Below are 21,370 nucleotides of genomic sequence, written 5' to 3'. Positions count from 1 at the left end.
GGGCGGGATAAATTCGCGGTTGGCATGACCGCTGCTAGCGATTACTCTTTTGCACTGGCCTCTGCCCGGAGACTCGGCACATGAATCGCGAACCCGCCCTGCGTCATCCGCTGCTCACGCGGCTCGACGAAGCGCGCCGCCTGACCGACGCGCTTTTCGATATCGTCAAACCTGAATTCCTCTATGAACGCCCGATCGCCGAACGGCATCGGATTGTGTTCTATATCGGTCATCTGGAAGCATTTGACCGCAATCTCCTCGATAAACGCCTTTTCGATCTGCCGGACATGAATCCGGAATACGACCGGCTGTTTGCGTTCGGGATCGATCCGGTGGACGGCGGTTTGCCGACCGATCAACCCGAAGAATGGCCGACACTCGAAAAAATCCGCGCGTACACGCAACAGATTCGCGCCGATATCGACGCGCGATTCGATCCGATAGAAATTACAAAATTCGCAGATTCGACGCCGGGCGCATATCCGCCGGCGACGCTGCTGGAAGTGGCGATCGAACATCGGCTGATGCACGCGGAAACGCTCGCCTACATGCTGCATCGCCTGTCGCTGAATCACAAAACCGGTCCGCGCGCCGATGAACGCCGCGCCGAACATCCGTTAAAAGCGACGCGCGAAATGCTGCGCGTCCCGGCTGGGACGGTCACGCTCGGAATGGATCGCGATGCGGGTGTGTTCGGCTGGGACAACGAGTTCGGGACGCAGGAGATAGACGTGCCGGCGTTTTCGATCGACCGGTATATGGTGACGAACGCCGATTATCTCGATTTCATCCGCGCGGACGGTTATACGAATCGCGCGTACTGGACCGACGTGGATTGGACGTGGAAGGAAAGCGAGGGCATCGCGCATCCGGCGTTCTGGTCGCGCGCGGGCGATGGCTGGAATCTGCGCACGATGTTCGACGAAATCCCACTGCCGCCCGACTGGCCAGCCTACGTGAGCCACGCTGAGGCGCGCGCGTACGCGCGCTGGGCCGGCAAGTCGCTGCCGACCGAAGCGCAATGGCAGCGCGCCGCCGAAGGCGCGCCGCTGGCGGCGGAAGGCAACTTCGATTTCCGCCGCTGGGATCCGTCGCCCGTGCAGGCGCATCCGGAAAACCGCAGCGCGTTCGGTGTCGAAGGTCAGTATGGCAACGGCTGGGAATGGACCTCGACCCATTTCGGGCCGCATCCGGGCTTCGAGCCGTTCCCGTTCTATCTAGGCTATTCGGCCAATTTCTTCGACAACCAGCATTTCGTGCTCAAAGGCGGATCGCCGCGAACGGCCGCGTGCATGCTGCGCCCGGCGTTCCGCAACTGGTTTCAGGCGCATTACCCGCACGTGTACGCCGGATTCCGCTGCGTATCCAACGGGTCGCCGGACTGACGATCACACCGCCAGCTTGAACACTTCCACGCTGTGAACCAGCCCCGTCGCGCGGTTTTGCACCGCGTCGGCGGCGGCTGCGGCTTCCTCGACCAGCGCCGCGTTGCTCTGCGTTACCTGATCCATTTGCGCAATCGCGTCGTTCATCTGGCGGATGCCTTCCGCCTGCTCGACGCTCGCCGCCGCGATGGTTTCGACCGTCCGCGTCACGCGCTCGACACCTTCCAGCACGCCTTCCATCGTCGCGCTCGCCCGGCCGATCAACTCGCTGCCCGCGCCGATACTCGCCACCGATTCCGCGATCAGCCCCTTGATCTGGCGCGCGGCATCGGCGGAACGGTTCGCGAGATTGCGCACCTCGTTCGCCACGACCGCGAAGCCGCGCCCGTCGTCGCCTGCGCGCGCCGCCTCGACCGCCGCGTTGAGCGCGAGGATATTGGTCTGCGCGGCAATCGCCTCGATCGTGCCGATGATTTCCCCGATTTTCTTCGACGACCCGCTGATCTGGTCCATCGCGCGCACCGCTTCCGAGATGACCCGGCCGAGAAATTATTCACCGCATGCCCGGAAGATTCAGCGTGCCCTGATCGATAAACCGCGCGCCGCCAAGCGCGCCGCCGAGCTTGCCGCGCAGCACGTAGGGAATGTTGTCGAGCGACGCGGTATCGGCGAGATGCAGCGCCTGGCGCGCCGCCGCGAACGCAGACACCGTGACCGGCACCGTCACCACGGCTTCGCCGAAGCGCGGAATATGACCCTGTTGATCGCTGACGCCGGACGCGAACGGCTTGCCGTTCAGTTCGAGATCGAGCGCGACGCCGTCGAAATCGACCGTCGATTCGTTCGGGTTCTGCACGCGCAGCTTCAGCCCGAAACGCACTTCGAGGCCTTGTCCTTCCATCGGTTCGAGACCGACCACGTTCACGCGGATCGGATCGTGGTTGAAGATGCTCGCGCAGCCGCTCGCGCCGAGCAGCGCCACGAGCGCAACGATGCCGATCAACGCCCGGAGGACAAGACGTGCCTGAAGAATTTGCATGGTTCCGACGCTCCGCTTTGGGGCAAACAATGAACGGGCATTGTACGGGCGGCCCGCTCAGGCGTCGTCGAATCCGAAAAGCCGGCGCGGCGTGTCGTAAAGGACGCGGCGCCGATCGTCGGCTGATGGCACGAGCGATTCGAACAATTTCAGCAACGGCCCGTAGTCGATCCGTTCCGGCGCGCGCAGATACGGCCAGTCCGAACCCCACACGCATTGATCCGGTCCGAACGCGTCGAGCAGCGCGCGGACATACGGCGCGGCGTCGGCGTGCGGATGCGGCTCGCGCGAGAACTTCGCGTAGCCGGAAAGCTTGACCGCCGTGCGCCCGTTCGACGCCATCGCCAGCAACGCCTGAAAGCCCGGCTGGCCGAGTCCCGCGCGGGCAGTGACGTCAGGCCGCCCGCAATGATCGACGATCACCCGCGCCCCGCTTGCCTCCAGCACGCCGCGCACGACGGCGAGTTGATCGCCTTCTACCTGGATTTGCACGAACAGGTCGAGCGAGCGCAGCGTCTCCAAAAACGCCGCCGACGCCAGCACGTAATCCGCGCCGCACATCGGCACGTTCAGCGCGACGCCCGCGACGCCGCGCGCCTTTAGCGCGGTGAGGTCGTCAACGCTCGCATCGGTCGGCACCATCGCGACGCCCCGGAAGCGGCGGCGGCCGTCGCCCTGCTCCAGCGCGTCGAGCAGGCACGCGTTGTCGTTGCCGTAGCCCGACACCGGCCCGACGATCAGCGCGTTCGTCACGCCATAAGCGTCCATGACGTGGCGAAGCTGCGCGACGGTCGCGATTTCCTGGCCCGCGGGGCGGTACGCGGTATCGGCGGCATAGGGGAAGCGGGCGGGATCGAAGAGATGAAGGTGACAGTCGATCTTCGGTTCGTCGTAGATGTTCATTGCGGTCCTCATTGCGGTCTTTCTAGGCGGCAGACGGACGGGCCAGGCGGCGCGCGGTAAATTATAGGGGCGCAAATCGAACGCACGCCGCGCCGGCGCGGCACGAACCCTGCGACCCAACGTGTCATGCGGCGCTTTTCGCCTTCATCCAGACCAAGGAAATTCAATGCGGTTCGACTACAAGGCGCATCACATCGAATGCCGTGCTCGTCACGACGAAGACGGCCAGTTCTACGCCCAGGCGCGGATCACGCGTGGATCGGAGACGCCGGAGGATGCGATCGACACCCACGAATCCGGCGATCTCGACGGCTTCGACAACGCATCCGACGCGCTCGCATGCGCGCGGTCGTGGGCGATCGAATGGTGCGACGCGTGGAGCGCGGAAAAGGCGCGCTAGACGGCCGTTTCGCGCTCGGGCGTCGAGGAAATCCGATGAATGGCGAGATCGGCGCCATTGAACTCGTCTTCCTGATCGAGCCGCAAACCCACGGTGAGCCGGATCGCGCCGTACACCGCCGTGCCGCCCGCGAGTGCGAGCAGGATCGCGCTCACCGTGCCGACCAACTGCGCGCCGAGCGACACGCCGCCGATCCCGCCCAGCGCCTTCTGCCCGAAAATGCCCGCCGCGATGCCGCCCCACGCGCCGCACAGGCCGTGCAGCGGCCAGACGCCGAGCACATCGTCGATACGCCAGCGGTTCTGCACCAGCGTGAACATCTGCACGAACAGGAAGCCTGCCAACGCGCCCGCGATCAGCGCGCCGAGCGGATGCATCACGTCCGACCCCGCGCATACCGCGACGAGTCCGGCGAGCGGACCGTTGTACGTGAAGCCCGGATCGTTGCGCCCGGCGAGCCACGCGGCGAGCGTGCCGCCGACCATCGCCATCAGCGAATTCACGGCGACCAGTCCGCTGATTTTGTCGAGTGTCTGCGCGCTCATCACGTTGAAGCCGAACCAGCCGGCCGCGAGCACCCACGCGCCCAGCGCAAGGAACGGAATGTTGGACGGCGGATGCGCGGCGATCCGGCCGTCGCGGTAATAGCGGCCATGACGCGCGCCGAGCAGCAGCACGGCGGGCAGCGCGATCCATCCGCCGAATGCGTGTACGACGACCGATCCCGCGAAATCGTGGAACGGCGCGCCGAAAGTCGCGGCGAGCCAGCCCTGGATGCCGAAGCGCTCATGCCACGCCGCGCCTTCCACCAACGGATAGATAAACCCGACGATCACAAACGTCGCGAACAATTGCGGATTGAATTTCGAGCGTTCCGCGATCCCGCCCGACACGATCGCCGGAATGGCCGCCGCGAAGGTCAGCAGAAAGAAGAAGCGGACGAGCGCATAGCCGTTGTGCGCGGCGAGAATGTCGGCGTCGTGGAAGAACTGCACGCCATACGCCAGGTGATAGCCAATAAAGAAATACGCGAGCGTCGATACCGAAAAATCGACAAGAATTTTGACCAGCGCGTTGACCTGATTCTTTTTCCGCACGGTGCCAAGTTCGAGGAAGGCGAAGCCCGCGTGCATCGCGAGGACCATGACGGCGCCCAGCAGCAGGAAAAGTGTGTTGATTCCGGATTGAAGTTCCTGCATGACGAGCCGCGAAAAAAAGGAATCGCCGATATTGCAAGAAGCGGACCAAAACGGGGAGTCGCTGCGTGTTTTCGGTGCGGCGCCTTACCCGCGTGGCGTTGAGATGGTGCGAACCGCGATTCGCGACGGTGCGGACGGCTTTCGCCGCGCACCACGTCATGGCGGGCGCGCACTCTAATAAGGCGCGAATGCACCGATTTAGAATGTCGTTTGCATCCGGAAAGACATTTGAAAGGAGACGCGGATCGACGCCCGAGGGTGGCGACGAGTGCGTCGAGTCCGTAGTATTCGAAGTTTGGCGCGAGGCACGCCGCTGCACCGGCGTACTTTCCGACACCGCCACGACCGTTTTACCGCCATTTTCTAAAGCCCACGCCCCAAGCCAGCCGGAGCCATTCATGTCGCAATTCATCCAACAACACGGGTTGCAAGTCGCGCCCATCCTGAACGACTTCATCGAAAACGAAGCGCTGCCGGGCACCGGCGTCGATCGCGCGGCGTTCTGGCAAGGTTTCGACGCGCTCGTCCACGACCTCGCGCCGAAGAACCGCGCGCTGCTCGCCGAGCGCGATCGTCTCCAGACCGAACTCGACACATGGCATCGTGCGAATCCGGGTCCGGTGCGCGATCTGGCCGCGTATCGCGCGTTCCTGGAAGGTATTGGCTACATCGTGCCGGCGTCGGCTGGCGTGAGCGCGACGACCGCGAACGTCGATACCGAAATCGCGCAGCAGGCCGGCCCGCAGCTCGTCGTGCCGCTCTCGAACCTTCGCTATGCACTCAACGCCGCCAACGCGCGCTGGGGCAGCCTCTACGACGCGCTGTACGGCACCGACGCCTTGCCCGAGACGGACGGCGCCGAGAAGCAGGCGTCGTTCAATCCGGTGCGCGGACAACGCGTGATCGAACGTGCGCGCGCGTTCCTCGATCAAGCCGCGCCGCTCGCGTCCGGCTCGCACGCGGGATCGACGCGTTACGCGGTGGAAGGCGGCCAGTTGGTTGTGACTTTGCCGAGCGGGAACGCCGCGCTCGCCGATCCGACGCAATTCGCGGGTTTCCAGGGCGACGCCGCCGCGCCGACCGCCGTGCTCATCAAGCATCACGGGCTGCACTTCGAAATTCAGATCGACGCGTCGCATCCGATCGGCAAGACCGACAGCGCGCACGTCAAGGACATCCTGATGGAAGCGGCCGTGAGCACGATTATCGACTGCGAGGATTCCGTCGCCGCCGTCGATGCCGCCGACAAAGTGCAGCTCTACCGCAACTGGACCGGCCTGATGAAGGGCGATCTGGCCGAGGACGTCACGAAGAACGGCAAGACCTTCACGCGCCGCATGAACGCGGATCGCGAATACACGGCGCCGGATGGATCGGCGGTGAAGCTGCATGGCCGCTCGCTGCTGTTCATCCGCAATGTCGGGCATCTGATGACGAATCCGGCCGTGCTCGACCGCGACGGCCGCGAGATTCCCGAAGGCATCCTGGACGCCGTGATGACGACGCTCGGCGCGATCCACGACCTGCAGCGCAAGCTCAATTCGCGCACCGGCTCGATTTACATCGTTAAGCCGAAGATGCACGGCCCCGCCGAAGTCGCGTTCGCCAACGAGTTGTTCGGGCGCGTGGAAACGCTGCTCGGCCTGCCCGCGAACACGCTGAAGATGGGCATCATGGACGAAGAACGGCGCACCAGCGTGAACCTGCAGGCGTGTATCGGCGCGGCGACGGCGCGTGTCGCGTTCATCAACACGGGCTTCCTCGACCGCACCGGCGACGAAATGCATTCGGCGATGGAAGCCGGTCCGATGATGCGCAAGGGCGACATGAAGTCGTCGAAGTGGATCGCGGCTTACGAGCGCAGCAACGTGCTCGTCGGGCTCGACTCGGGCTTGCGCGGACGCGCGCAGATCGGCAAGGGCATGTGGGCGATGCCGGACTTGATGGCGGCGATGCTGGAGCAGAAGATCGCGCATCCGAAGGCAGGCGCGAACACGGCGTGGGTGCCGTCGCCGACGGCCGCCACGCTGCACGCGCTGCATTACCATCAGGTGGACGTGCTCGCCGTGCAGAAGGAACTCGAAAAGACCGCCTATGCCAGCGTGCGCGACGAACTGCTCGACGGCCTGCTGAGTATTCCCGTGGTCGAAAAGGCCGAGTGGAGCGCCGACGAAATCCGTAGCGAACTGGAGAACAACGTGCAGGGCATTCTCGGCTATGTGGTGCGGTGGATCGATCAGGGCGTCGGCTGTTCGAAGGTGCCGGACATTCACGACGTCGGCCTGATGGAAGACCGCGCGACGCTGCGCATTTCGAGCCAGCATATCGCGAACTGGCTGCGCCACGGCGTCGTCACGCCTGAGCTTGTGAAGGAGACGTTCGAGCGCATGGCGAAGGTCGTGGACGCGCAAAACGACAACGATCCGCACTATCAGCCGATGGCGCCGAACTTCGCCGGCTCGCTCGCGTATCAGGCCGCGACCGCGCTCGTGTTCGAAGGCCGCGAGCAGCCGAGCGGCTACACGGAACCGCTGCTGCACAAGTATCGTCTGGCGGTGAAAGCAGCGTAATACCGCTCGCTTTCTACGACAAAGCCGTCCGGCGTCATGCCGGACGGCTTTTTTTACGTCTGCTCGCTTAGACAAACAGCGAAATAATCCCGCCGATCGTCACCGCCGCAGCGACCCACTTTCCCGCGCTATAGAACTGGTTCTGCTCGGTCGCTTGCTGGTCCGGACGTTCGAGACCGAGCGTGCCGTAAGCAAACGATTTCAGTGCCGATGAGTTCGTGTTGCTGTCACTCGCCGCCTGCGTTTGCGAAGAATCCGCGTCGTCGGTTGTCTCATCGGTCACCGCAGTCTCAGCGGACGCGGGTCGTTTCTGCACCGTGGCAGGTTGGTAGGCGGCGTTGGTTGCGCTGCCGATCTCCATGGGACGCCTCCTTCTGATCCGAAATCACAGACGGTCTAACGGCGCGGCCGCTCGACGTCTTGAGCCGCCAATCCTCACCGATTCTTTCATCGCGCAACACGACGATCGAGGTCCGCGTAACGCACGGTAAGGACCGGCGAAAAGCGCGACCTTCTTGAGCCTTCGCGATGAGGCGTCCGAAGCGATCATTTCGCATCGACAGACCGCGCGTCGTCGAGCCGAAACATCTCAACTTTGCGACCTGAACTCATCATGAACATCCGCCCCTCGACCAACGTACAGACCAACACCACGCCACGCATCAACACCGTCGCGCGCAAGCCCGGCCAGCCGGCGACGCCTGCCGCGACGCCCGCCACGACACCCATCGCACCGGCGGCGCCCGGCGCGGCGCCGTCGGGTTCGCCGCTCGGCGGCACTATCGACACCACCGCGTAAGCCGCTCATGGCGTCCTTCCAACCTGCCTCGATGCGGCGCGCGAAGGCGGCTGGCGCGCGCGTCGCGGCGTTCGCGCTCGTCGGCCTGGCGGTGCTTCCGCTCGACGGTTGCGCGCTCGCCGCGCTGCCGTGCCGGCTCGCCTCCGACACGATCGGCATTCTTCCCGTGGTCGGCCACGCCGCGTCGGTGCCATTCGACGCGTGCGCGAAGATTATCGACTGAGCGCTGCGTCTGCTTTTTCACGCAACGTCTACCCGGCGCGCCATGGCGCGCCTTTCACCTCATCCCGTTCGCCGATGAAACCCATCTTCGTTGCGTGCGCGCTCGCCGCGAGCGCGTGCCTCGCGACCTTCCCCGTTGCCGCGCACGACCGCGTGGCCGCCGCCAAACCCTACGAATTTCGCGGCTTGCCGCTCGGCATCGCGCTCGACGATTTCCGTCGACGCGAACCCGCGCGCGCGACGCCGCCCGAAAGCGTGGCGATTTGCGATACCGATGCCGAATCCGCCGCGCTCGGCATGACGCTGAAATCCGCGCAAAGCATGACCATCGCGTGCCGCTGGGCGTATCGCGATGTGTTCGGCTGGCGTGCGTCGCAAGCGGTGGTCGATGGCGCGCCCGCGCGCGATCATGTGCTGAGTTTTGTCGCGCTGCCGGGCGATACTTCGCCGCGCCTCTACCGCATGTCGTTCGTGATGGATGCGCGGGTCGCGGCGGATCTCGCCGAGGCCCTGAAGTCCCGCTATGGCGCGGGCCGCACGCATCGCGCGGCGAGCGGCTCGACGCGGGTGTGGGACAACGGCGTCAGCTCGATCACACTCGACACCGACGACACTTCGGCTACCGGCAGCGTGACGTATCGGCTGAAATCGGCCGAGGCTTATCTTAAACGCGAGACCGCCACGACCCAAGCGAGCGCGAAATAAGATCGACCCGGGGAAACAATTAGAAATACGTAGCAAGCGCGCGTAAAGACCTGCAAAAGCGCGAGTTTCATCGAGCGATCGGCTTCGAGTGTTGCGCCCTATCCTGAATCATCGACCCTTTGGATACGTGTACCGACATGACCCGCCGCACTGCATCGCCTCTCACCCTTTCCGCGCTTGCGACAGCGTTTTTGATGAGCGCTTGTTCATCGCCGACGGACCGCTCAATCGTCGAAATGCCGACCGTCGCGCCGGTCGTCTCGCAGCCGGTCAACGTCAATACGCAGGGCTCGATCTTTCAGTCGGGCAACGCACTTTCGCTCTACGAAACGCCGCGTGCGCAGCGCGTGGGCGACGTCCTGACCATTCGGCTCGCGGAGTCGTATCAGGGGAGCAATACGGCCGACGCCGCCGCGAGCCGATCGAGCGAAATCAGCGCGGAAGCCGCCGACAAATCCACCGGCACGGCGGCACGGCTCGCGCGTCTCTTCAACCTCGGCACGGCGAGCACGACCTTCAAGGGCGACGGGTCGATCAAGAACGTGAGCGGCATGACGGGAACGCTGGCTGTATCGGTAATAGGTACATTGCCGACGGGCAATCTCGTGATTGCGGGCGACAAGATTATCGCGATGAACGGGAATCAGGACCACTTGCGGCTTTCGGGTATCGTGAATCCGAAGGATATCGAAGCGGGGAATTATGTGCCTTCGAGCAAGGTGGCGAATGCACGGATCGAACAGGCCGGGGTGGGGATGCTCGCCGATTCCACGACGATGGGGTGGTTGCAGCGGCTGTTTATGAGCGTACTGACTTTTTAGGTTTGGGGTTGCACGCGGGGAGGGTTGATTTGGTTGGCTTGGCGCTTCGTGGGAATTTGCGCGAGGTCTGGTTTTGCTGGCGCCTGTGCTTTGTTTGTTTGCGCCCAAGAGACCAAAGCTAAGGCGCGCCAGCAAAACCAAAACCTACGTTCGTTTCACGGCCCGCTCTGCCGCCCCAGTCTCCCCTTGCGGGACAAAAATATATCCCTGCCCCCAGACAGTCTGCACATACCGCGGCTCCGAAGGATCGGTCTCGAGCAACCGCCGCAAACGCCAGATCGATACATCCAGGCTCCGGTCGCGATACGTACCCGATTGCCCGCGCAGCTTCTCGTTCAATTGCGAACGCGTCAGCACCGTCATCTCGTGCTTGACGAAAATCTTGAGCGTAGCGAATTCACCAGACCGCAGTGGCACACGCTCGCCATGACGCCGCAACTCGCGCGCGGCGAAATCCACTTCGAATGGACCGAAACGGTAAGGCGGCCGATTTTCCGGCGCGCCCGGCACGGCGGCATCCCGCCGACGCAGCACCGTGCGGATTCGCGCCACCAGCTCGCGCGGATCGAACGGCTTCGCCAGATAATCGTCCGCGCCAAGCTCAAGCCCGATCACGCGGTCGATCACATCCGAACGCGCGGTCAGGAAGATCACGGGAATGTCGTCGCCCGTGCCGCGCAATTCGCGCAGCGCGCTGATGCCGTCCTGCTCGGGCATCATCACGTCGAGCACGATGATGGAAGGCCGTTCGGCATCCAGCCGCCGCTTCAGGCTCGCGCCGTCATGCAGCACGGACACCGCGAAACCGTGGCTCTGGAGATATTCGCGAACAAGGTCGCGCACTACGGGGTCGTCGTCGACGATAAGAACATGATGAGTCATGCGATTTATTTTAAGACGCGGCGGCGTGTTTTCGCGACACCCAAGCCTTTCCGAATCTTTCACGGACGCGCACCGCGAACACGCATTCGAACCGGTAGTTTTTGCACCAAACGTTTAATCGTGACGCCAACGGCCCCGTAAAATAAGGCTTCCCGGATATTTCCGGTTCGCACCGCCAAAGGTTTGCGGCAAACACCTGGTAAGAAACAGTAACCGGCAAGGCCCGATTTCACGAAGTCAATTTCGAGATGCACGACTAAAATTTCGAGATGACTACTTCAGTGCTGATCGTCGATGACGATCCGGTGGTGCGCGATCTGCTCTGCCGCTTTCTCCGCAACCGTGGCTTCGATGTGTCCGTGCTTCACGACGGCAGCGGCCTGCGCCGCCGTCTCGAACTCGAACGGCCGTCGATCGTCGTGCTCGACATCATGATGCCCGACACCGACGGCCTTCGCGCGCTCGCGCAACTGCGCGCGGCGGGCGACGACATCCCGGTGATCTTCGTGACGGCGTGCGGCAGCATCACGGATAAAGTCACCGGCCTCGAATCGGGCGCGGACGATTACCTCGCGAAGCCGTTCGATCCGCGCGAACTCGTCGCTCGCATCGACACCGTGCTGCGCCGCCGCGCACCCGTCGCTAACGGCCGTCCGGAAGCGCGCGCGCGTCAGCGCTTCGGCCGCTTCGAACTCGACTTCATGACGCGCGCGCTCATCAGCGGCGACGAACGCGTGCCGCTGCGCGACAGCGAATTCGCGCTGCTCAAGGTGTTCGTCAAGCACCCATACAAGGTGTTATCGCGCGTGCTGATCCACGATCTCGTGCATCGCGACGACCTCGCGTTCCGCGACCGCAGTCTCGACGTGCCGATCTGGCGTCTGCGCCGCATCATCGAGGAAGATCCGTCGAATCCGCGTCACGTTCAAACCGTGCGCGGTCAGGGCTATGTCTTCGTGCCGGACACCGACGCGGCGATCATCGACCCCGATTCGTCCGCTCAGCCATGACCGTTCGAAAAGGCTGGCGCAATCCGTTCAACACGCTGTTCGGCCGCACAGCGCTGATTTCGCTCGTCGTGCTGTTCGCCGTGCAGGCCGGCTGGTTCGCGGTCTTGACGATCCAGCGGCCGCACCACGACGCCGAGGGCTACGCGCGCGGTCTCCTGCTCGTGCTCGAAGCCGCCAACAGCGACGCGACGCATGGCGCGCGCCTCGCGCCCGCCATGCGCGTGCATCTCGTGCCCATCTGGAACATGCCCGCGAGTATCGAGTTGCGCAGTCCATCGCGCACGCCGCTCGCGCATCTCGCGAAGCAGTTGAAGAACGAATTGCCGCCCGGCACGCAGCTCGCCGTCGATCAGGACGCGAACCGCGCGCCGCGTATCTGGGTGCGCTATCCGACGAGCAATAACTGGATCGTGACGCCGGTCGATCTGCCGCCGCCGCCGCCCGTGGTGGTGGAATCGGCGGCGATGCTGGTCGGCGCGTTGCTGCTGTCGCTCGTCGCCGCGTGGCAGTTGCAGCGTCCGCTTTCGCGCGTGGCGCAGAAGGCGCGCGAATTCGGCGATGGCGAGCGGCCCGTGCCGGTCGCCGAAAGCGGGCCGAGCGAGTTGCGCGACCTGATCCGCGCGTTCAATCAGATGATGCGGCGGATCAGCGACGCAGACGACGAAAAAGCCGTGATGCTCGCGGGCATCGCGCACGACCTGAAAGCGCCGCTCACGCGCCTCAAATTGCGTGCAAGCGTGCTGGTGGAAGAGGACGCCGAGCGCAACAATTTCATCCGCGATATCGACTCGCTCACGCATATCGTGCAGCAGTTCCTGGAATTCGCGGCGAGCGCGCCGTCGCAAGGTGCATCGACCGGCGTGGACGCGTTTCTCGCGGCGCAGTTTTCCCTGCCCGACGACAGCGACATGCCGCTCTTCTCGCTCGCCCTCGACGCGGGCGACGGCTTCCAGTTGCCGCGCACGTTGATCGACCGGCTCGCGACGAACCTCGTCGATAACGCGCTCGAACATGGCGAAGCGCCCGTGGAGATTCGCACGTCAAAGCACGGCGGCGAGTGGCTGCTCGATGTGCGCGATCACGGTCCGGGCATCGCGCCCGAGCGTATCGAAGAAGCCATGAAGCCGTTCGTGCGCCTCGATCCGGCGCGTAGCGGCGACGGCCATTGCGGTCTCGGCCTGGCAATCGTCGCGCGCCTCGCGCGCGATTCAGGCGGCCGCTGTGAAGTCACGAACGCGGCCGGCGGCGGCCTCAACGTGCGTATCGCGATTCCCGTTCATAAGGAACGGCAAGCTCATTCGGCATCGAACGCGACGGCAAGCGTCGCGCTTCCGGCGTGACCGACCATACCAATAACAACGATCTTCACGATGCTTGCTCATTCTTCCTTCAGCGCGCCCCTTTCGCGCCGCGCCTTCCTGCACGGCAGCGCGCGCGCCGTCCTCTTTTCCGGCTTTGGCACGAACTTGCTGAGCGCGTGCGGGGGCTCGACCGATAACAACGACGTCGCCGCCACCGCGCGCCTTGCATCGGTCGAAAATTTCCGCGATGTCGCCGGTGTCGGCGACGGCTATCCGACCGCGGACGGCAAACGTCTGCGTCGCGGCGTCTTCTATCGCTCGGGCGCGCTCACCGCCGACGACCACGATGCCGCGACGCTCGACCAGCTCGGCATCCGCGCCGTGTACGACCTGCGCACGGTCAGCGAGGCGGCCTTTGCGCAGGATCGCGTGCCGAAGAATGCGTCGAAGCAGATTCTCGATATCGCGCCCATCGACGTCACCGTGCCTGTACCGTCGAGCAGCGACGCCGCGAGCACGTGGATGGCGAACGAGGAGCGCCGCATGATCGTCGATCCGGTCGCGCGCGCCCGTTTCGGCGTTCTGCTCACGAAGCTCGCCACGACGCCCGGTCCGCAGATCTTTCACGGTGCGACCGGCCGCGACCGCACGGGCTGGGCGGCGGCGCTCCTGCTCGCCATCGCGGGCGTTCCGGTGGACGTCATCATGCAGGACTATCTGCTCACGAACCTTTACGCGAGTGCGTCGATTCAGGCACGGATCGACGCGATTGCACGCCGTAGCGGACCAACAGCCGCCGCGAACGCCGCGCCGCTGTATCGGGCGGAAGCCAGCACGCTGCAAGCCGCATTCGATCAGATACAGCAGAGCTTCGGCACGCTCGACAATTACCTGAGCGAAGGTCTGAGCGTCGATCCAACGGCCGTCGCGATCCTGCGCGCCAAACTCGTAGCATGAAAAAAAGGCTTGCCCAGGTGGAACCAGGCAAGCCCAAGAGGGATAAACATCTAACTGCCCGCGCACCTTAGCATCGTGCGCGCGGGGTAAGGGTCAGTCGTAAGTGAGCGTAAGGCGCTTCGTCAATCGACCTGCGCCACGACCATCTTGTCGATCAGCGCGCTCACCTTCTGGCTCGCGCTCGAAAAGCGATCCACGTTCAGGCCGTGCGTCTCGTAACGCGCCGTGACGAGCACGCGCCCGCGCTGCAAGAGCGTCAGATTGATCGCGGAAATGTAGGCGGTCCATTCGTCGCTGAACGACCGGTGATCCCAGTCGGTCGTCGCGGCGTAGCTCAACAGCGCCTCGCAACCCGGCGGCGACGTGCCCGGGTTGTACACCATCGAATTCACGCCGCGCTTATGCAAGGCAATCTGCAGCGCGGGCACGAAGTCGCCGGTCGCGACCGTCTGATTCAACTCGATACATACGGTGCGCAGCGCGACCGGCTCGCCGGTGACGTAGGTCGGCGACGAATAGTTGGCGGCCACCGTATAGCCCGCCTGCACGAGCGACCCGGCGGCGTCGGCCGCCGAGATCAGCGTCCACGCGCAGCCCGAGAGGGTCGCCGAGCATAAGGCGGCCAGTGCGGCGGCGGCGAGGGTGCGCGTCATCATCGCTCGTTGGGCGGCGGGTTAGCGAACGATGCGCAGACGCAGCGCGCTCGGGCCGTCGACGCTCGCGCTGACGCTCACGCGGCCATGCGCCTCGTCGCCGCGCACGACAAAGTGCTGGCGGTTCGCCGTGTTCACGTCGTGCACGACATCGGGGAAGCACGACGCGATATCCGCGCCGAGTTCCTGCAGCGGATCGGCGACCACGCCGTCCGCTTCCCAATGCGCTTTCCAGTGGCAATCGTAGCTGTGCTGGCTCGCGCGGCATTCGCCCTGACCCGGCGCGCCGGGCGGCAGCATCGCCGGTTGTGCGCGCAGCGTCGTGAAGTTCGGCGTCGCGATGATGTGCTTGAGCGCGCCGCAGACGTCGGGCAGATCGGCGGCGAATACATAGGTCGGCGCGAGCGACGCGCACAGCGCGAACGTGGCGAACGTGCGCGTCCAGCGCGTGGAGAAGGAGAGTCGAATGGCGGCTTGCATGGTGCTTGAAATCCGGAGAGTGGCGAAGGATGGCCGAGATGTGAATCGCGCATTCGTCGAGCACGGTTGCCGCGTGCCGGTTCGATTGCGTGACGTCATCGTCGGTCATGCGCCGCTTCGCTAAAACCGCAAATACAGCGCGAACTCGGTAACTCCTTTCCAATTGTTATCGGTCGTTAGAGGACGCTCAGTAATTCATGCAGATCCGGTTTCAATTGGTCGCGCTTGCTTACCGTTTGTCACCAGAGAAAGGTCAATAAAGGTCAACCGCGGTCAGCGCGACCCCGTTGTTATGAGCAGCACTGATGCAAACCGGGTGCACTTTCAAAGGAGTTAAAACCATGAAGAAAATCGTCGCCGCTCTCGCTTCCGCCATGCTCGTTTCGACCGCGTTCGCGCAGGTCGCCGCGCCCGCGTCGGCCACCACGGAAACCGGCCATGCTCAGTTGAAGGCAAACCAGGAAAAGAACGAAGCACAGGTCAAGGCCAACAAGAAGAAGGCCAGCGCCCAGCAGGACGCGAACAAGGCGCAGGCTTCGGCCAACGCCGACAAGGCCGACGCGCAAGCGGACGCCAACAAGGAAGCCGCGAAGGTGTCGAAAGCCACCACCGCCGATGAAGCGTCGGATGCACGCGCCGACGCCGCCAAGGCGCAGACGAAGGCCAACAAGAAGAAGCACGACGCTCAGGCGAAGGCCGACAAGAAGAAGCACGACGCAAGTCAGGATGCCTCCGTCGCGCAGGCCAAGGCCGACAAGGAAAAGGTCGAGGCTCAGGGCGATGCCAACAAGACGGCCGCCGATGCGAAGATCGACGCTGCCAAGAAGTAATACGCAGATAAAGCGCAGCACGACCGCATCGCGCACCGGTAACGGTGCGTTGCACCAGGGCGAGTCTTCGGACTCGCCCTTTTTTATGCCCGAGCGTCTCCTCTAAGGCGTGTCCGGCGCGCCGGTTTATGATCGCTGAAACGATAAGGAGACACCGATGCGCACGCTCGCCGATCAGCTCACGCAGTACGCCGCGTATCACCGCGACCGGCGCAATATCGCGACGCATTTTGTCGGCATTCCGCTTATCGTGCTTGCGCTCGCCGCGCTGCTGAGCCGCCCGGTGTGGCCGCTCGGCGCGAACGGCGCGGCGTGGTCGCCCGCGTGGGTATTGTTCGCCGCCGCGACGCTCTATTATCTGACGCTCGATGTGCCGCTCGGCCTCGGCATGGCGCTGTTTTCCGCGCTCTGCATCGCGTTCGGACAATGGGCCGCGGCGCAGCCGACACCGCTATGGCTCGCGCTCGGCGTGGGGCTATTCGTGATCGGCTGGGTGTTTCAGTTCATCGGCCACATTCGCTATGAACATCGCAAACCGGCGTTCGTCGATGACCTCACGGGACTCGTGATCGGCCCGCTCTTCGTGCTCGCCGAACTGGCGTTCGGCTTCGGATTGCGGCAAGCGTTGCGCGATACGATCGAAGCGCGGCTCGTGAACGATGCCTTTGGCGAATCCTCCGCGCATCGTCGCGCCTAGCCGCGGGCGCCTAGCCGGGGGCGCCTAGCCGGCCGCGCTTAGCCAGCCGCGCTTAGCCGGGGGCGCCTAGCCAGCCGCGCTTAGCCAGCCGCGCTTAGCCAGCCGCGCCTAGCCAGCCGCGCTTAGCCGTTGCCGGCTTCCACCTGAGCGGTCGGCGGCATCCTCCGCCGCGAACGCTCCGCGCGCAACGCGCCGACGCTATGAATACCCGTGAGCACGACCGCGATCCAGATCGGCACGTAAGTCCCCAGTTGCTGGATCGAGAACGGTTCCTTCAGCAGGAACACCGCGACCGCGACGAGCAGCACCGGTTCGACATAGCCGAGGATGCCGAACAGCGCCATCGGCAGATAACGGCTCGAACGCAGATACGACGCCAGCGCAATCGTGCTCAGCGCGCCCAGACCGGGCAACAGCAGCGCGGCGAGCATCGGTCGCGCGGCCACCACCGCGAACGAACCGCGCGCAACCAGGAGCGCGACGGCAAACGGCACGATCAGCATCATTTCGACCGCGAACGAGACGAGCGGATCGAGATTCAGGCGGCGTCGCATCATGAAATACGGCGGATAACCGAGCGCGACGACGAGCGTCGGCCATGAAAACGCGCGCGTCGCCAATAGTTCGTGCGCCACGCCGGCGGCGGCAAACGCGACGCCTGCCCACTGATAACCGTCGAGCGGCTCGCGATAATAAAACCGGCCGACCAGCACCATGATGAGCGGCAAGAGAAAATAGCCGAGCGAGACGTCGAGCGCGTGGCCGTGCAAGGGCGCCCAGAGGAAAATCCACAGTTGCACGGCCAGTTGCGCCGCGACCAGCGAGAGTGCGGCAAGCAAGCGCGGTTCGCGCGCGAGCCGCTGCAGCAGCGCGATCAGACGCGGCCAGCGTCCGCGCACCGCGACCAGCAACAGCGCGCCCGGCAGCGTCCACACGATCCGCCAGCCGAAGATTTCGAGTCCGTCGAGCGGCGCGAGCCATCGCGTATAACCGGACAAAAGTGCGAACAGCGTGGACGCGCCGACCGACAATGCGAGTCCGCGCCCAATATCGTGTTGATTCATCGAAGAAGCGCTGCCGCGCCTTAAGTCACCGCGTGATCCGAACCGCCGGAAAGACCGCCATTTTAACCACTTCGCCCATGGCGACGAGGCGTGCGACACACGCCTGCCGCAATCGCCTTGCAGCATGTTGTAAGCCGCCCGCGCGCGGTTCTTGCTTCACCGCTGGTTCTTTTTGGGGCGTATCCGCCAATTCGTATTCAGGAACGCCGCACTTTCGACGCGCCGCCGCCTTCGCAAAAGGCAGCGACCCGCGTCATTTCACCAGCCGCGTCGCATCCGCACCGGACGACAAGACGCGGCGAAAACGGAGACGTCATGGTCCAGCCCGCGTTGTCGCCCCGCCCCTCCAACCCGTTTGCCGAAGCTGTCGTTGCAGGACTCACACACGCGCCACAAAAGGAATTGCCGTCGATGTACCTCTACGACGAGGTCGGATCGGCGCTCTTCGAAGTCATCACCGCGCTGCCGGAATACGGCGTCACGCGTGCCGAGGAACGCGTGCTTGCCGCGCACGCCGCCGATATCGTCGCCGCGTTGCCGCAGGACGTGACCGTCGCGGAACTCGGCAGTGGCAGCGGCCGCAAGACGCGCCGCATTCTGGAGTTGCTTTGTAAAAAGCGCCCTACCGATTATTGCCCGATTGAAATTTCGCGCACCGCGCTGCAGTTGTGCCGTCGCGAACTCGGCGACATCGAGCGCATTTCGATCCTCGGCTACGAACGCGATTATCTGGCGGGACTGGCCGAAGTCAGCGCGCGTCGGCGCGGTTCGGAAGCGCTGCTCGTGCTGTTTCTCGGCAGCACGATCGGCAATTTTTCGCGCCTCGCGGCCACCAAGTTTCTTCAGTCGATACGCGGCATGCTCAAGCCCGGCGACGCGCTGCTGCTCGGCACCGATCTGATGAAACCGCTGCCGACTTTAGTCGCCGCGTACGACGACCCGATCGGCGTGACAGCCGCGTTCAACCTGAATCTGCTCGCGCGGATCAATCGCGAACTGGACGCCGATTTTCCGCTCGACGCCTTCGAGCACGTCGCGCGTTTCAATCCGGACGCGCGCAGTATCGAGATGCATTTGCGCGCGAAGCGTCCCGTCACGGCAACCGTGCGCGCCGCGAACCTGCAGGTCAGCTTGCTGGAAGGCGAAACGATCTGGACCGAAAGCAGCCACAAATTCGCCGCCGACGAAGTCGCGCCGTTCGCCGCGGACGCGGGCTTCGACTGCGCGCATCAGTGGGTGGACGACGAATGGGGATTTGCGGAAAGCCTGCTGGTCGCGCGCTGAGCGCGTTTTCTGAAGGAGCGGCGAGCGCTCAGTGCTGTTCGAAGCGCTCGAAACGCTTTTCGATATAGCGTTCCTCGCTTGTCAGATCCGTCACGCGCGCGTGCGGCGGGCCGCGCCGCAGCCATTCGAGCATCAGATCGACCTGGTTGGCCGGCCCCTGAATGATCGCCTCGACGGAACCGTCCTCCAGATTCGCGACCCAGCCGCGCACGCCGAGTGCATGCGCGCGGCGCACGGTCGCGTGGCGAAAGCCGACGCCCTGCACGACGCCTTTCACCCGCACGTAATACGTTTCGATTCTTGAATCCAGATCGGGACTCGGCATGGGGCGGTTCTCCTGATTGTTACGCTCAAGGCCCGAATTCTAGACAAGCTCGCGCATTTGCGTTGGAGACACCGGATTTCAGCCCAGACGAAACGGTTGCGCCACGTCCGCCGATTCGTTACGCGGACGCGTCGCGCGCGGCTGACGCGGCAGCGTCACGTCGAACACGGTGCCGAGTTCGGGCGTCGAGCGGACCTTCACGTCGCCGCCGTGCATCTGCGCGATTTCACGCGTGATGTAGAGCCCGAGGCCGAGTCCGCCCGATTCGTGCTGCGGACGCCCGGAGCGGTACGGCGCGAAGATCGACGGCAGCACTTCGGGCGGAATTTCGCCCGCGTTCTGCACGCTGACGACGACGTTATCGCCGCGCCCGTCGAGCCGCACCTGAATCGCCGAGTCGCCGCGTCCGTGCTGCAGCGCGTTGCCAATCAGATTCGAGAACACTTGCGAAAGCAGATCGCCGTCGCCCTGAAGCACGGTATCGCCTTCACGGAAAATGAAGATGCGCCCCTTGCCGACACGCGCCTCGTATTCCTCGACGATATTGCGCGCGAGCGAAATCAGTTCCACCGAACGCGGCTGGAGCGTCACGCGCCCGCCGCGCAGCCGCGCGAGATTGAGCAGTTGATCGACCATCCGCACCATCCGCATGCCGCTGTTCTTGATGCGCGCGCCGATGCTCGCCACGTTCTCGTCCTTCACGAAACGCGACAAATACTCCGACGAAGCGATCACCGCCGACAACGGCGTGCGCAGATCGTGGCCGAGCACGGCCATCAGCATTTCGTTGGCGTCGAGGAGTTGCTGGACGGTCGCGAGTTGCGTGGCGAGTTGCTGCTTCTGCCGGTCGATCTGGATGAACACGTCCACTTTCGAATTCAGGATGCGCGCGTCGAACGGCTTGTACAGGAAATCCACCGCGCCCGCTTCGTAGCCGCGAAACGTGCGCCCGGTGTCCTGCGCGGTCGCCGTGAGGAAGATGATCGGCACGTGCGCCGTTCGCGGGCTGCCGCGCATGAGTTCGGCCAGCTCGAAGCCATCCATGCCGGGCATGTTCACATCGAGAATGGCGAGCGCCACTTCGTGTGTCAGCAGCAATTCGAGCGCCGCCGGGCCGGATTCCGCCTTCAGCACCGTGATATCCGGGCGCGCCAGCGAGGCTTCGAGCGCGGTAATGTTGTTCCGGATGTCATCGACGATCAGAACGTGAACGGATTGCGTCATCGTGTTGGCTCCTGTCCTACGCGTCCAAAGCCGGCGACGAGGCGCGCCGCCATGTCGTCGAGCGTCAAAATTTCGTGCGCGGCGCCGTTCGAAATGGCGCCGAGCGGCATGGCCGTCGCGCTGGCCGTCTTCGGGTCCTGCACCCAGCAATGGCCGCCCGCGTCGCGAATCGCGCTCGCACCGCGCGCGCCGTCGTCGTTCGCGCCCGACAGCAAAATGCCGAGCAGCGCGCCGCCATACGCGTGCGCCGCGGATTCGAACAACACGTCCACCGAGGGCCGCGAAAAGCGCACGGGTGGATCGACGGAGAGCGCAATCGTGCGGTCGTCTTCCACCAGCATGTGATAACCGGGCGGCGCGAGGTAGATCGTACCGGGCTGGATCGCGTCCTTGTCGTCAGGTTCGACGACCGGCAGCGCGCACCGCGACGCGAACAGTTCCGGCAGCAGGCTCGGCACGTCCGGACGCAGATGCACGACCACCAGCACGGCGGGCCGGAACTGCGCGGGCAGATCCGGCAACAAGCGGTTCAGCGCTTCCACGCCGCCCGCCGACGCACCGATCACCACGGCCTCGACGGCGCGCGGGTCGAATGGAGCATCCGGAACGGTGGCAGTCAT

At 64.4% G+C, this 21,370-nt stretch carries 24 protein-coding genes and 1 pseudogene; 13 read left to right on the top strand and 12 right to left on the bottom strand.

The features are described 5' to 3' along the window. Positions 1–80 precede the first annotated feature (80 nt). Complete coding sequence (locus AC3D25_RS25020; RefSeq protein ID WP_488891179.1) at positions 81–1,385, top strand: SUMF1/EgtB/PvdO family nonheme iron enzyme; 1,305 nt, start codon at positions 81–83, stop codon at positions 1,383–1,385. Between the two features lie 3 nt (positions 1,386–1,388). On the opposite strand, the pseudogene AC3D25_RS25015 reads toward AC3D25_RS25020, so the two are convergent. The 3 genes and pseudogenes from AC3D25_RS25015 to AC3D25_RS25005 form a co-directional block, all read right to left on the bottom strand. Then, positions 1,389–1,928 (bottom strand): annotated as a pseudogene (locus tag AC3D25_RS25015) (methyl-accepting chemotaxis protein); the annotation flags it as partial. A 10-nt stretch (positions 1,929–1,938) separates the two neighbouring features. After that, positions 1,939–2,424: an LEA/WHy family protein gene (locus AC3D25_RS25010; RefSeq protein ID WP_488891178.1), complete on the bottom strand. Its 486-nt coding sequence runs from the start codon at positions 2,422–2,424 to the stop codon at positions 1,939–1,941. 57 nt (positions 2,425–2,481) lie between these two features. Next, positions 2,482–3,327, bottom strand: a complete 846-nt coding sequence (locus AC3D25_RS25005) for an amidohydrolase family protein (RefSeq protein WP_488891177.1) — start codon at positions 3,325–3,327, stop codon at positions 2,482–2,484. A 166-nt stretch (positions 3,328–3,493) separates the two neighbouring features. Between AC3D25_RS25005 and AC3D25_RS25000 the strand changes: the two genes are divergently transcribed. Beyond that, on the top strand, positions 3,494–3,727 hold the full coding sequence (locus tag AC3D25_RS25000) for a hypothetical protein (protein ID WP_488891176.1): 234 nt from the start codon (positions 3,494–3,496) through the stop codon (positions 3,725–3,727). On the opposite strand, the gene AC3D25_RS24995 is transcribed toward AC3D25_RS25000, so the two are convergent. Beyond that, positions 3,724–4,926, bottom strand: a complete 1,203-nt coding sequence (locus AC3D25_RS24995) for an ammonium transporter (protein WP_488891175.1) — start codon at positions 4,924–4,926, stop codon at positions 3,724–3,726. The two genes, AC3D25_RS25000 and AC3D25_RS24995, sit on opposite strands and share 4 nt — an antisense overlap. Positions 4,927–5,324: 398 nt before the next feature. Here AC3D25_RS24995 and AC3D25_RS24990 point away from each other — a divergent pair, with 398 nt between their 5' ends. Continuing rightward, complete coding sequence (locus AC3D25_RS24990) at positions 5,325–7,496, top strand: malate synthase G (protein WP_488891174.1); 2,172 nt, start codon at positions 5,325–5,327, stop codon at positions 7,494–7,496. Positions 7,497–7,563: 67 nt separating this feature from the next. Here AC3D25_RS24990 and AC3D25_RS24985 read toward each other — a convergent pair whose 3' ends face one another. Further along, on the bottom strand, positions 7,564–7,857 hold the full coding sequence (locus AC3D25_RS24985; RefSeq protein ID WP_488891173.1) for a hypothetical protein: 294 nt from the start codon (positions 7,855–7,857) through the stop codon (positions 7,564–7,566). A gap of 252 nt (positions 7,858–8,109) precedes the next feature. Here AC3D25_RS24985 and AC3D25_RS24980 point away from each other — a divergent pair, with 252 nt between their 5' ends. The 4 genes from AC3D25_RS24980 (at position 8,110) to AC3D25_RS24965 (ending at position 10,043) form a co-directional block, all read left to right on the top strand. Further along, entirely contained in the window at positions 8,110–8,295 is a 186-nt protein-coding gene (locus AC3D25_RS24980) for a hypothetical protein (protein ID WP_488891172.1), read from the top strand. Positions 8,296–8,302: 7 nt separating this feature from the next. Continuing rightward, on the top strand, positions 8,303–8,518 hold the full coding sequence (locus tag AC3D25_RS24975; RefSeq protein WP_488891171.1) for a DUF6726 family protein: 216 nt from the start codon (positions 8,303–8,305) through the stop codon (positions 8,516–8,518). Positions 8,519–8,592: 74 nt separating this feature from the next. After that, positions 8,593–9,222: a hypothetical protein gene (locus tag AC3D25_RS24970; RefSeq protein WP_488891170.1), complete on the top strand. Its 630-nt coding sequence runs from the start codon at positions 8,593–8,595 to the stop codon at positions 9,220–9,222. Between the two features lie 194 nt (positions 9,223–9,416). Continuing rightward, on the top strand, positions 9,417–10,043 hold the full coding sequence (locus tag AC3D25_RS24965) for a flagellar basal body L-ring protein FlgH (protein ID WP_488891169.1): 627 nt from the start codon (positions 9,417–9,419) through the stop codon (positions 10,041–10,043). A 144-nt stretch (positions 10,044–10,187) separates the two neighbouring features. Here AC3D25_RS24965 and AC3D25_RS24960 read toward each other — a convergent pair whose 3' ends face one another. Further along, positions 10,188–10,925, bottom strand: coding sequence for a response regulator (locus AC3D25_RS24960; RefSeq protein WP_488891168.1), 738 nt, complete (start codon positions 10,923–10,925; stop codon positions 10,188–10,190). A gap of 269 nt (positions 10,926–11,194) precedes the next feature. Here AC3D25_RS24960 and AC3D25_RS24955 point away from each other — a divergent pair, with 269 nt between their 5' ends. The 3 genes from AC3D25_RS24955 to AC3D25_RS24945 are packed head-to-tail and all read left to right on the top strand — an operon-like array spanning position 11,195 to position 14,193. Beyond that, positions 11,195–11,935 (top strand): response regulator, encoded by a 741-nt coding sequence (locus AC3D25_RS24955; RefSeq protein WP_488891167.1) that lies wholly within the window; start codon positions 11,195–11,197, stop codon positions 11,933–11,935. Beyond that, entirely contained in the window at positions 11,932–13,275 is a 1,344-nt protein-coding gene (locus tag AC3D25_RS24950; protein WP_488891166.1) for an ATP-binding protein, read from the top strand. Before AC3D25_RS24955 ends, AC3D25_RS24950 begins: the two co-directional genes overlap by 4 nt. A 30-nt stretch (positions 13,276–13,305) precedes the next feature. Next, the gene (locus AC3D25_RS24945; protein ID WP_488891165.1) at positions 13,306–14,193 is read left to right on the top strand and encodes a tyrosine-protein phosphatase; all 888 of its coding nucleotides are present in this window, start codon (positions 13,306–13,308) and stop codon (positions 14,191–14,193) included. 122 nt (positions 14,194–14,315) lie between these two features. Here AC3D25_RS24945 and AC3D25_RS24940 read toward each other — a convergent pair whose 3' ends face one another. Next, positions 14,316–14,846: a hypothetical protein gene (locus tag AC3D25_RS24940; RefSeq protein WP_488892146.1), complete on the bottom strand. Its 531-nt coding sequence runs from the start codon at positions 14,844–14,846 to the stop codon at positions 14,316–14,318. A 21-nt stretch (positions 14,847–14,867) separates the two neighbouring features. Further along, the gene (locus AC3D25_RS24935) at positions 14,868–15,326 is read right to left on the bottom strand and encodes a hypothetical protein (RefSeq protein ID WP_488891164.1); all 459 of its coding nucleotides are present in this window, start codon (positions 15,324–15,326) and stop codon (positions 14,868–14,870) included. Between the two features lie 341 nt (positions 15,327–15,667). On the opposite strand from AC3D25_RS24935, the gene AC3D25_RS24930 reads away from it, so the two are divergent. Both AC3D25_RS24930 and AC3D25_RS24925 read left to right on the top strand, forming a co-directional pair. Next, positions 15,668–16,156 (top strand): hypothetical protein, encoded by a 489-nt coding sequence (locus tag AC3D25_RS24930; protein ID WP_488891163.1) that lies wholly within the window; start codon positions 15,668–15,670, stop codon positions 16,154–16,156. A 157-nt stretch (positions 16,157–16,313) separates the two neighbouring features. Next, positions 16,314–16,853, top strand: coding sequence for an Mpo1 family 2-hydroxy fatty acid dioxygenase (locus AC3D25_RS24925; RefSeq protein ID WP_488891162.1), 540 nt, complete (start codon positions 16,314–16,316; stop codon positions 16,851–16,853). Positions 16,854–16,975: 122 nt separating this feature from the next. Here the strand turns inward: AC3D25_RS24925 and rarD are convergent, their stop codons facing one another. Then, on the bottom strand, positions 16,976–17,917 hold the full coding sequence (gene rarD / locus AC3D25_RS24920) for an EamA family transporter RarD (protein ID WP_488891161.1): 942 nt from the start codon (positions 17,915–17,917) through the stop codon (positions 16,976–16,978). Between the two features lie 315 nt (positions 17,918–18,232). On the opposite strand from rarD, the gene egtD reads away from it, so the two are divergent. After that, a complete protein-coding gene (gene egtD, locus AC3D25_RS24915; protein ID WP_488891160.1) occupies positions 18,233–19,201 on the top strand; it encodes an L-histidine N(alpha)-methyltransferase in 969 nt (322 codons plus the stop codon). 28 nt (positions 19,202–19,229) lie between these two features. On the opposite strand, the gene AC3D25_RS24910 is transcribed toward egtD, so the two are convergent. The 3 genes from AC3D25_RS24910 to AC3D25_RS24900 all read right to left on the bottom strand — a co-directional run bounded on the left by AC3D25_RS24910 (position 19,230) and on the right by AC3D25_RS24900 (position 21,370). After that, positions 19,230–19,526, bottom strand: coding sequence for an acylphosphatase (locus AC3D25_RS24910; RefSeq protein WP_488891159.1), 297 nt, complete (start codon positions 19,524–19,526; stop codon positions 19,230–19,232). Between the two features lie 78 nt (positions 19,527–19,604). Beyond that, positions 19,605–20,750 carry a hybrid sensor histidine kinase/response regulator gene (locus AC3D25_RS24905; RefSeq protein ID WP_488891158.1) on the bottom strand — a complete coding sequence of 382 codons (1,146 nt, stop codon included), beginning with the start codon at positions 20,748–20,750 and terminating at the stop codon, positions 19,605–19,607. After that, positions 20,747–21,370: a chemotaxis protein CheB gene (locus tag AC3D25_RS24900; protein WP_488891157.1), complete on the bottom strand. Its 624-nt coding sequence runs from the start codon at positions 21,368–21,370 to the stop codon at positions 20,747–20,749. The genes AC3D25_RS24905 and AC3D25_RS24900 overlap by 4 nt, the downstream gene beginning before the upstream one ends.

This window comes from Caballeronia sp. SL1002, from assembly GCF_057814995.1.
The sequence above is the reverse complement of the archived record's forward strand: the minus strand, read 5'-3'. Positions and strand labels throughout refer to the sequence as shown.

Excerpts from the sequence above, each read along its gene's own strand:
- AC3D25_RS24970 (WP_488891170.1), top strand. The coding sequence starts at position 8,593 with ATGAAACCCATCTTCGTTGCGTGCGCGCTCGCCGCGAGCGCGTGCCTC.
- AC3D25_RS24910 (WP_488891159.1), bottom strand. The coding sequence starts at position 19,526 with ATGCCGAGTCCCGATCTGGATTCAAGAATCGAAACGTATTACGTGCGG.
- AC3D25_RS25005 (WP_488891177.1), bottom strand. The coding sequence starts at position 3,327 with ATGAACATCTACGACGAACCGAAGATCGACTGTCACCTTCATCTCTTC.
- AC3D25_RS24985 (WP_488891173.1), bottom strand. The coding sequence starts at position 7,857 with ATGGAGATCGGCAGCGCAACCAACGCCGCCTACCAACCTGCCACGGTG.
- egtD (WP_488891160.1), top strand. The coding sequence starts at position 18,233 with ATGGTCCAGCCCGCGTTGTCGCCCCGCCCCTCCAACCCGTTTGCCGAA.
- AC3D25_RS24990 (WP_488891174.1), top strand. The coding sequence starts at position 5,325 with ATGTCGCAATTCATCCAACAACACGGGTTGCAAGTCGCGCCCATCCTG.
- AC3D25_RS24955 (WP_488891167.1), top strand. The coding sequence starts at position 11,195 with ATGACTACTTCAGTGCTGATCGTCGATGACGATCCGGTGGTGCGCGAT.
- AC3D25_RS24950 (WP_488891166.1), top strand. The coding sequence starts at position 11,932 with ATGACCGTTCGAAAAGGCTGGCGCAATCCGTTCAACACGCTGTTCGGC.
- AC3D25_RS24995 (WP_488891175.1), bottom strand. The coding sequence starts at position 4,926 with ATGCAGGAACTTCAATCCGGAATCAACACACTTTTCCTGCTGCTGGGC.
- AC3D25_RS25020 (WP_488891179.1), top strand. The coding sequence starts at position 81 with ATGAATCGCGAACCCGCCCTGCGTCATCCGCTGCTCACGCGGCTCGAC.
- AC3D25_RS24975 (WP_488891171.1), top strand. The coding sequence starts at position 8,303 with ATGGCGTCCTTCCAACCTGCCTCGATGCGGCGCGCGAAGGCGGCTGGC.
- rarD (WP_488891161.1), bottom strand. The coding sequence starts at position 17,917 with ATGAATCAACACGATATTGGGCGCGGACTCGCATTGTCGGTCGGCGCG.
- AC3D25_RS24965 (WP_488891169.1), top strand. The coding sequence starts at position 9,417 with ATGAGCGCTTGTTCATCGCCGACGGACCGCTCAATCGTCGAAATGCCG.
- AC3D25_RS24945 (WP_488891165.1), top strand. The coding sequence starts at position 13,306 with ATGCTTGCTCATTCTTCCTTCAGCGCGCCCCTTTCGCGCCGCGCCTTC.
- AC3D25_RS25010 (WP_488891178.1), bottom strand. The coding sequence starts at position 2,424 with ATGCAAATTCTTCAGGCACGTCTTGTCCTCCGGGCGTTGATCGGCATC.
- AC3D25_RS24905 (WP_488891158.1), bottom strand. The coding sequence starts at position 20,750 with ATGACGCAATCCGTTCACGTTCTGATCGTCGATGACATCCGGAACAAC.
- AC3D25_RS24925 (WP_488891162.1), top strand. The coding sequence starts at position 16,314 with ATGCGCACGCTCGCCGATCAGCTCACGCAGTACGCCGCGTATCACCGC.
- AC3D25_RS24960 (WP_488891168.1), bottom strand. The coding sequence starts at position 10,925 with ATGACTCATCATGTTCTTATCGTCGACGACGACCCCGTAGTGCGCGAC.
- AC3D25_RS24935 (WP_488891164.1), bottom strand. The coding sequence starts at position 15,326 with ATGCAAGCCGCCATTCGACTCTCCTTCTCCACGCGCTGGACGCGCACG.
- AC3D25_RS24930 (WP_488891163.1), top strand. The coding sequence starts at position 15,668 with ATGAAGAAAATCGTCGCCGCTCTCGCTTCCGCCATGCTCGTTTCGACC.
- AC3D25_RS24980 (WP_488891172.1), top strand. The coding sequence starts at position 8,110 with ATGAACATCCGCCCCTCGACCAACGTACAGACCAACACCACGCCACGC.
- AC3D25_RS24940 (WP_488892146.1), bottom strand. The coding sequence starts at position 14,846 with ATGACGCGCACCCTCGCCGCCGCCGCACTGGCCGCCTTATGCTCGGCG.
- AC3D25_RS24900 (WP_488891157.1), bottom strand. The coding sequence starts at position 21,370 with ATGACTGCCACCGTTCCGGATGCTCCATTCGACCCGCGCGCCGTCGAG.
- AC3D25_RS25000 (WP_488891176.1), top strand. The coding sequence starts at position 3,494 with ATGCGGTTCGACTACAAGGCGCATCACATCGAATGCCGTGCTCGTCAC.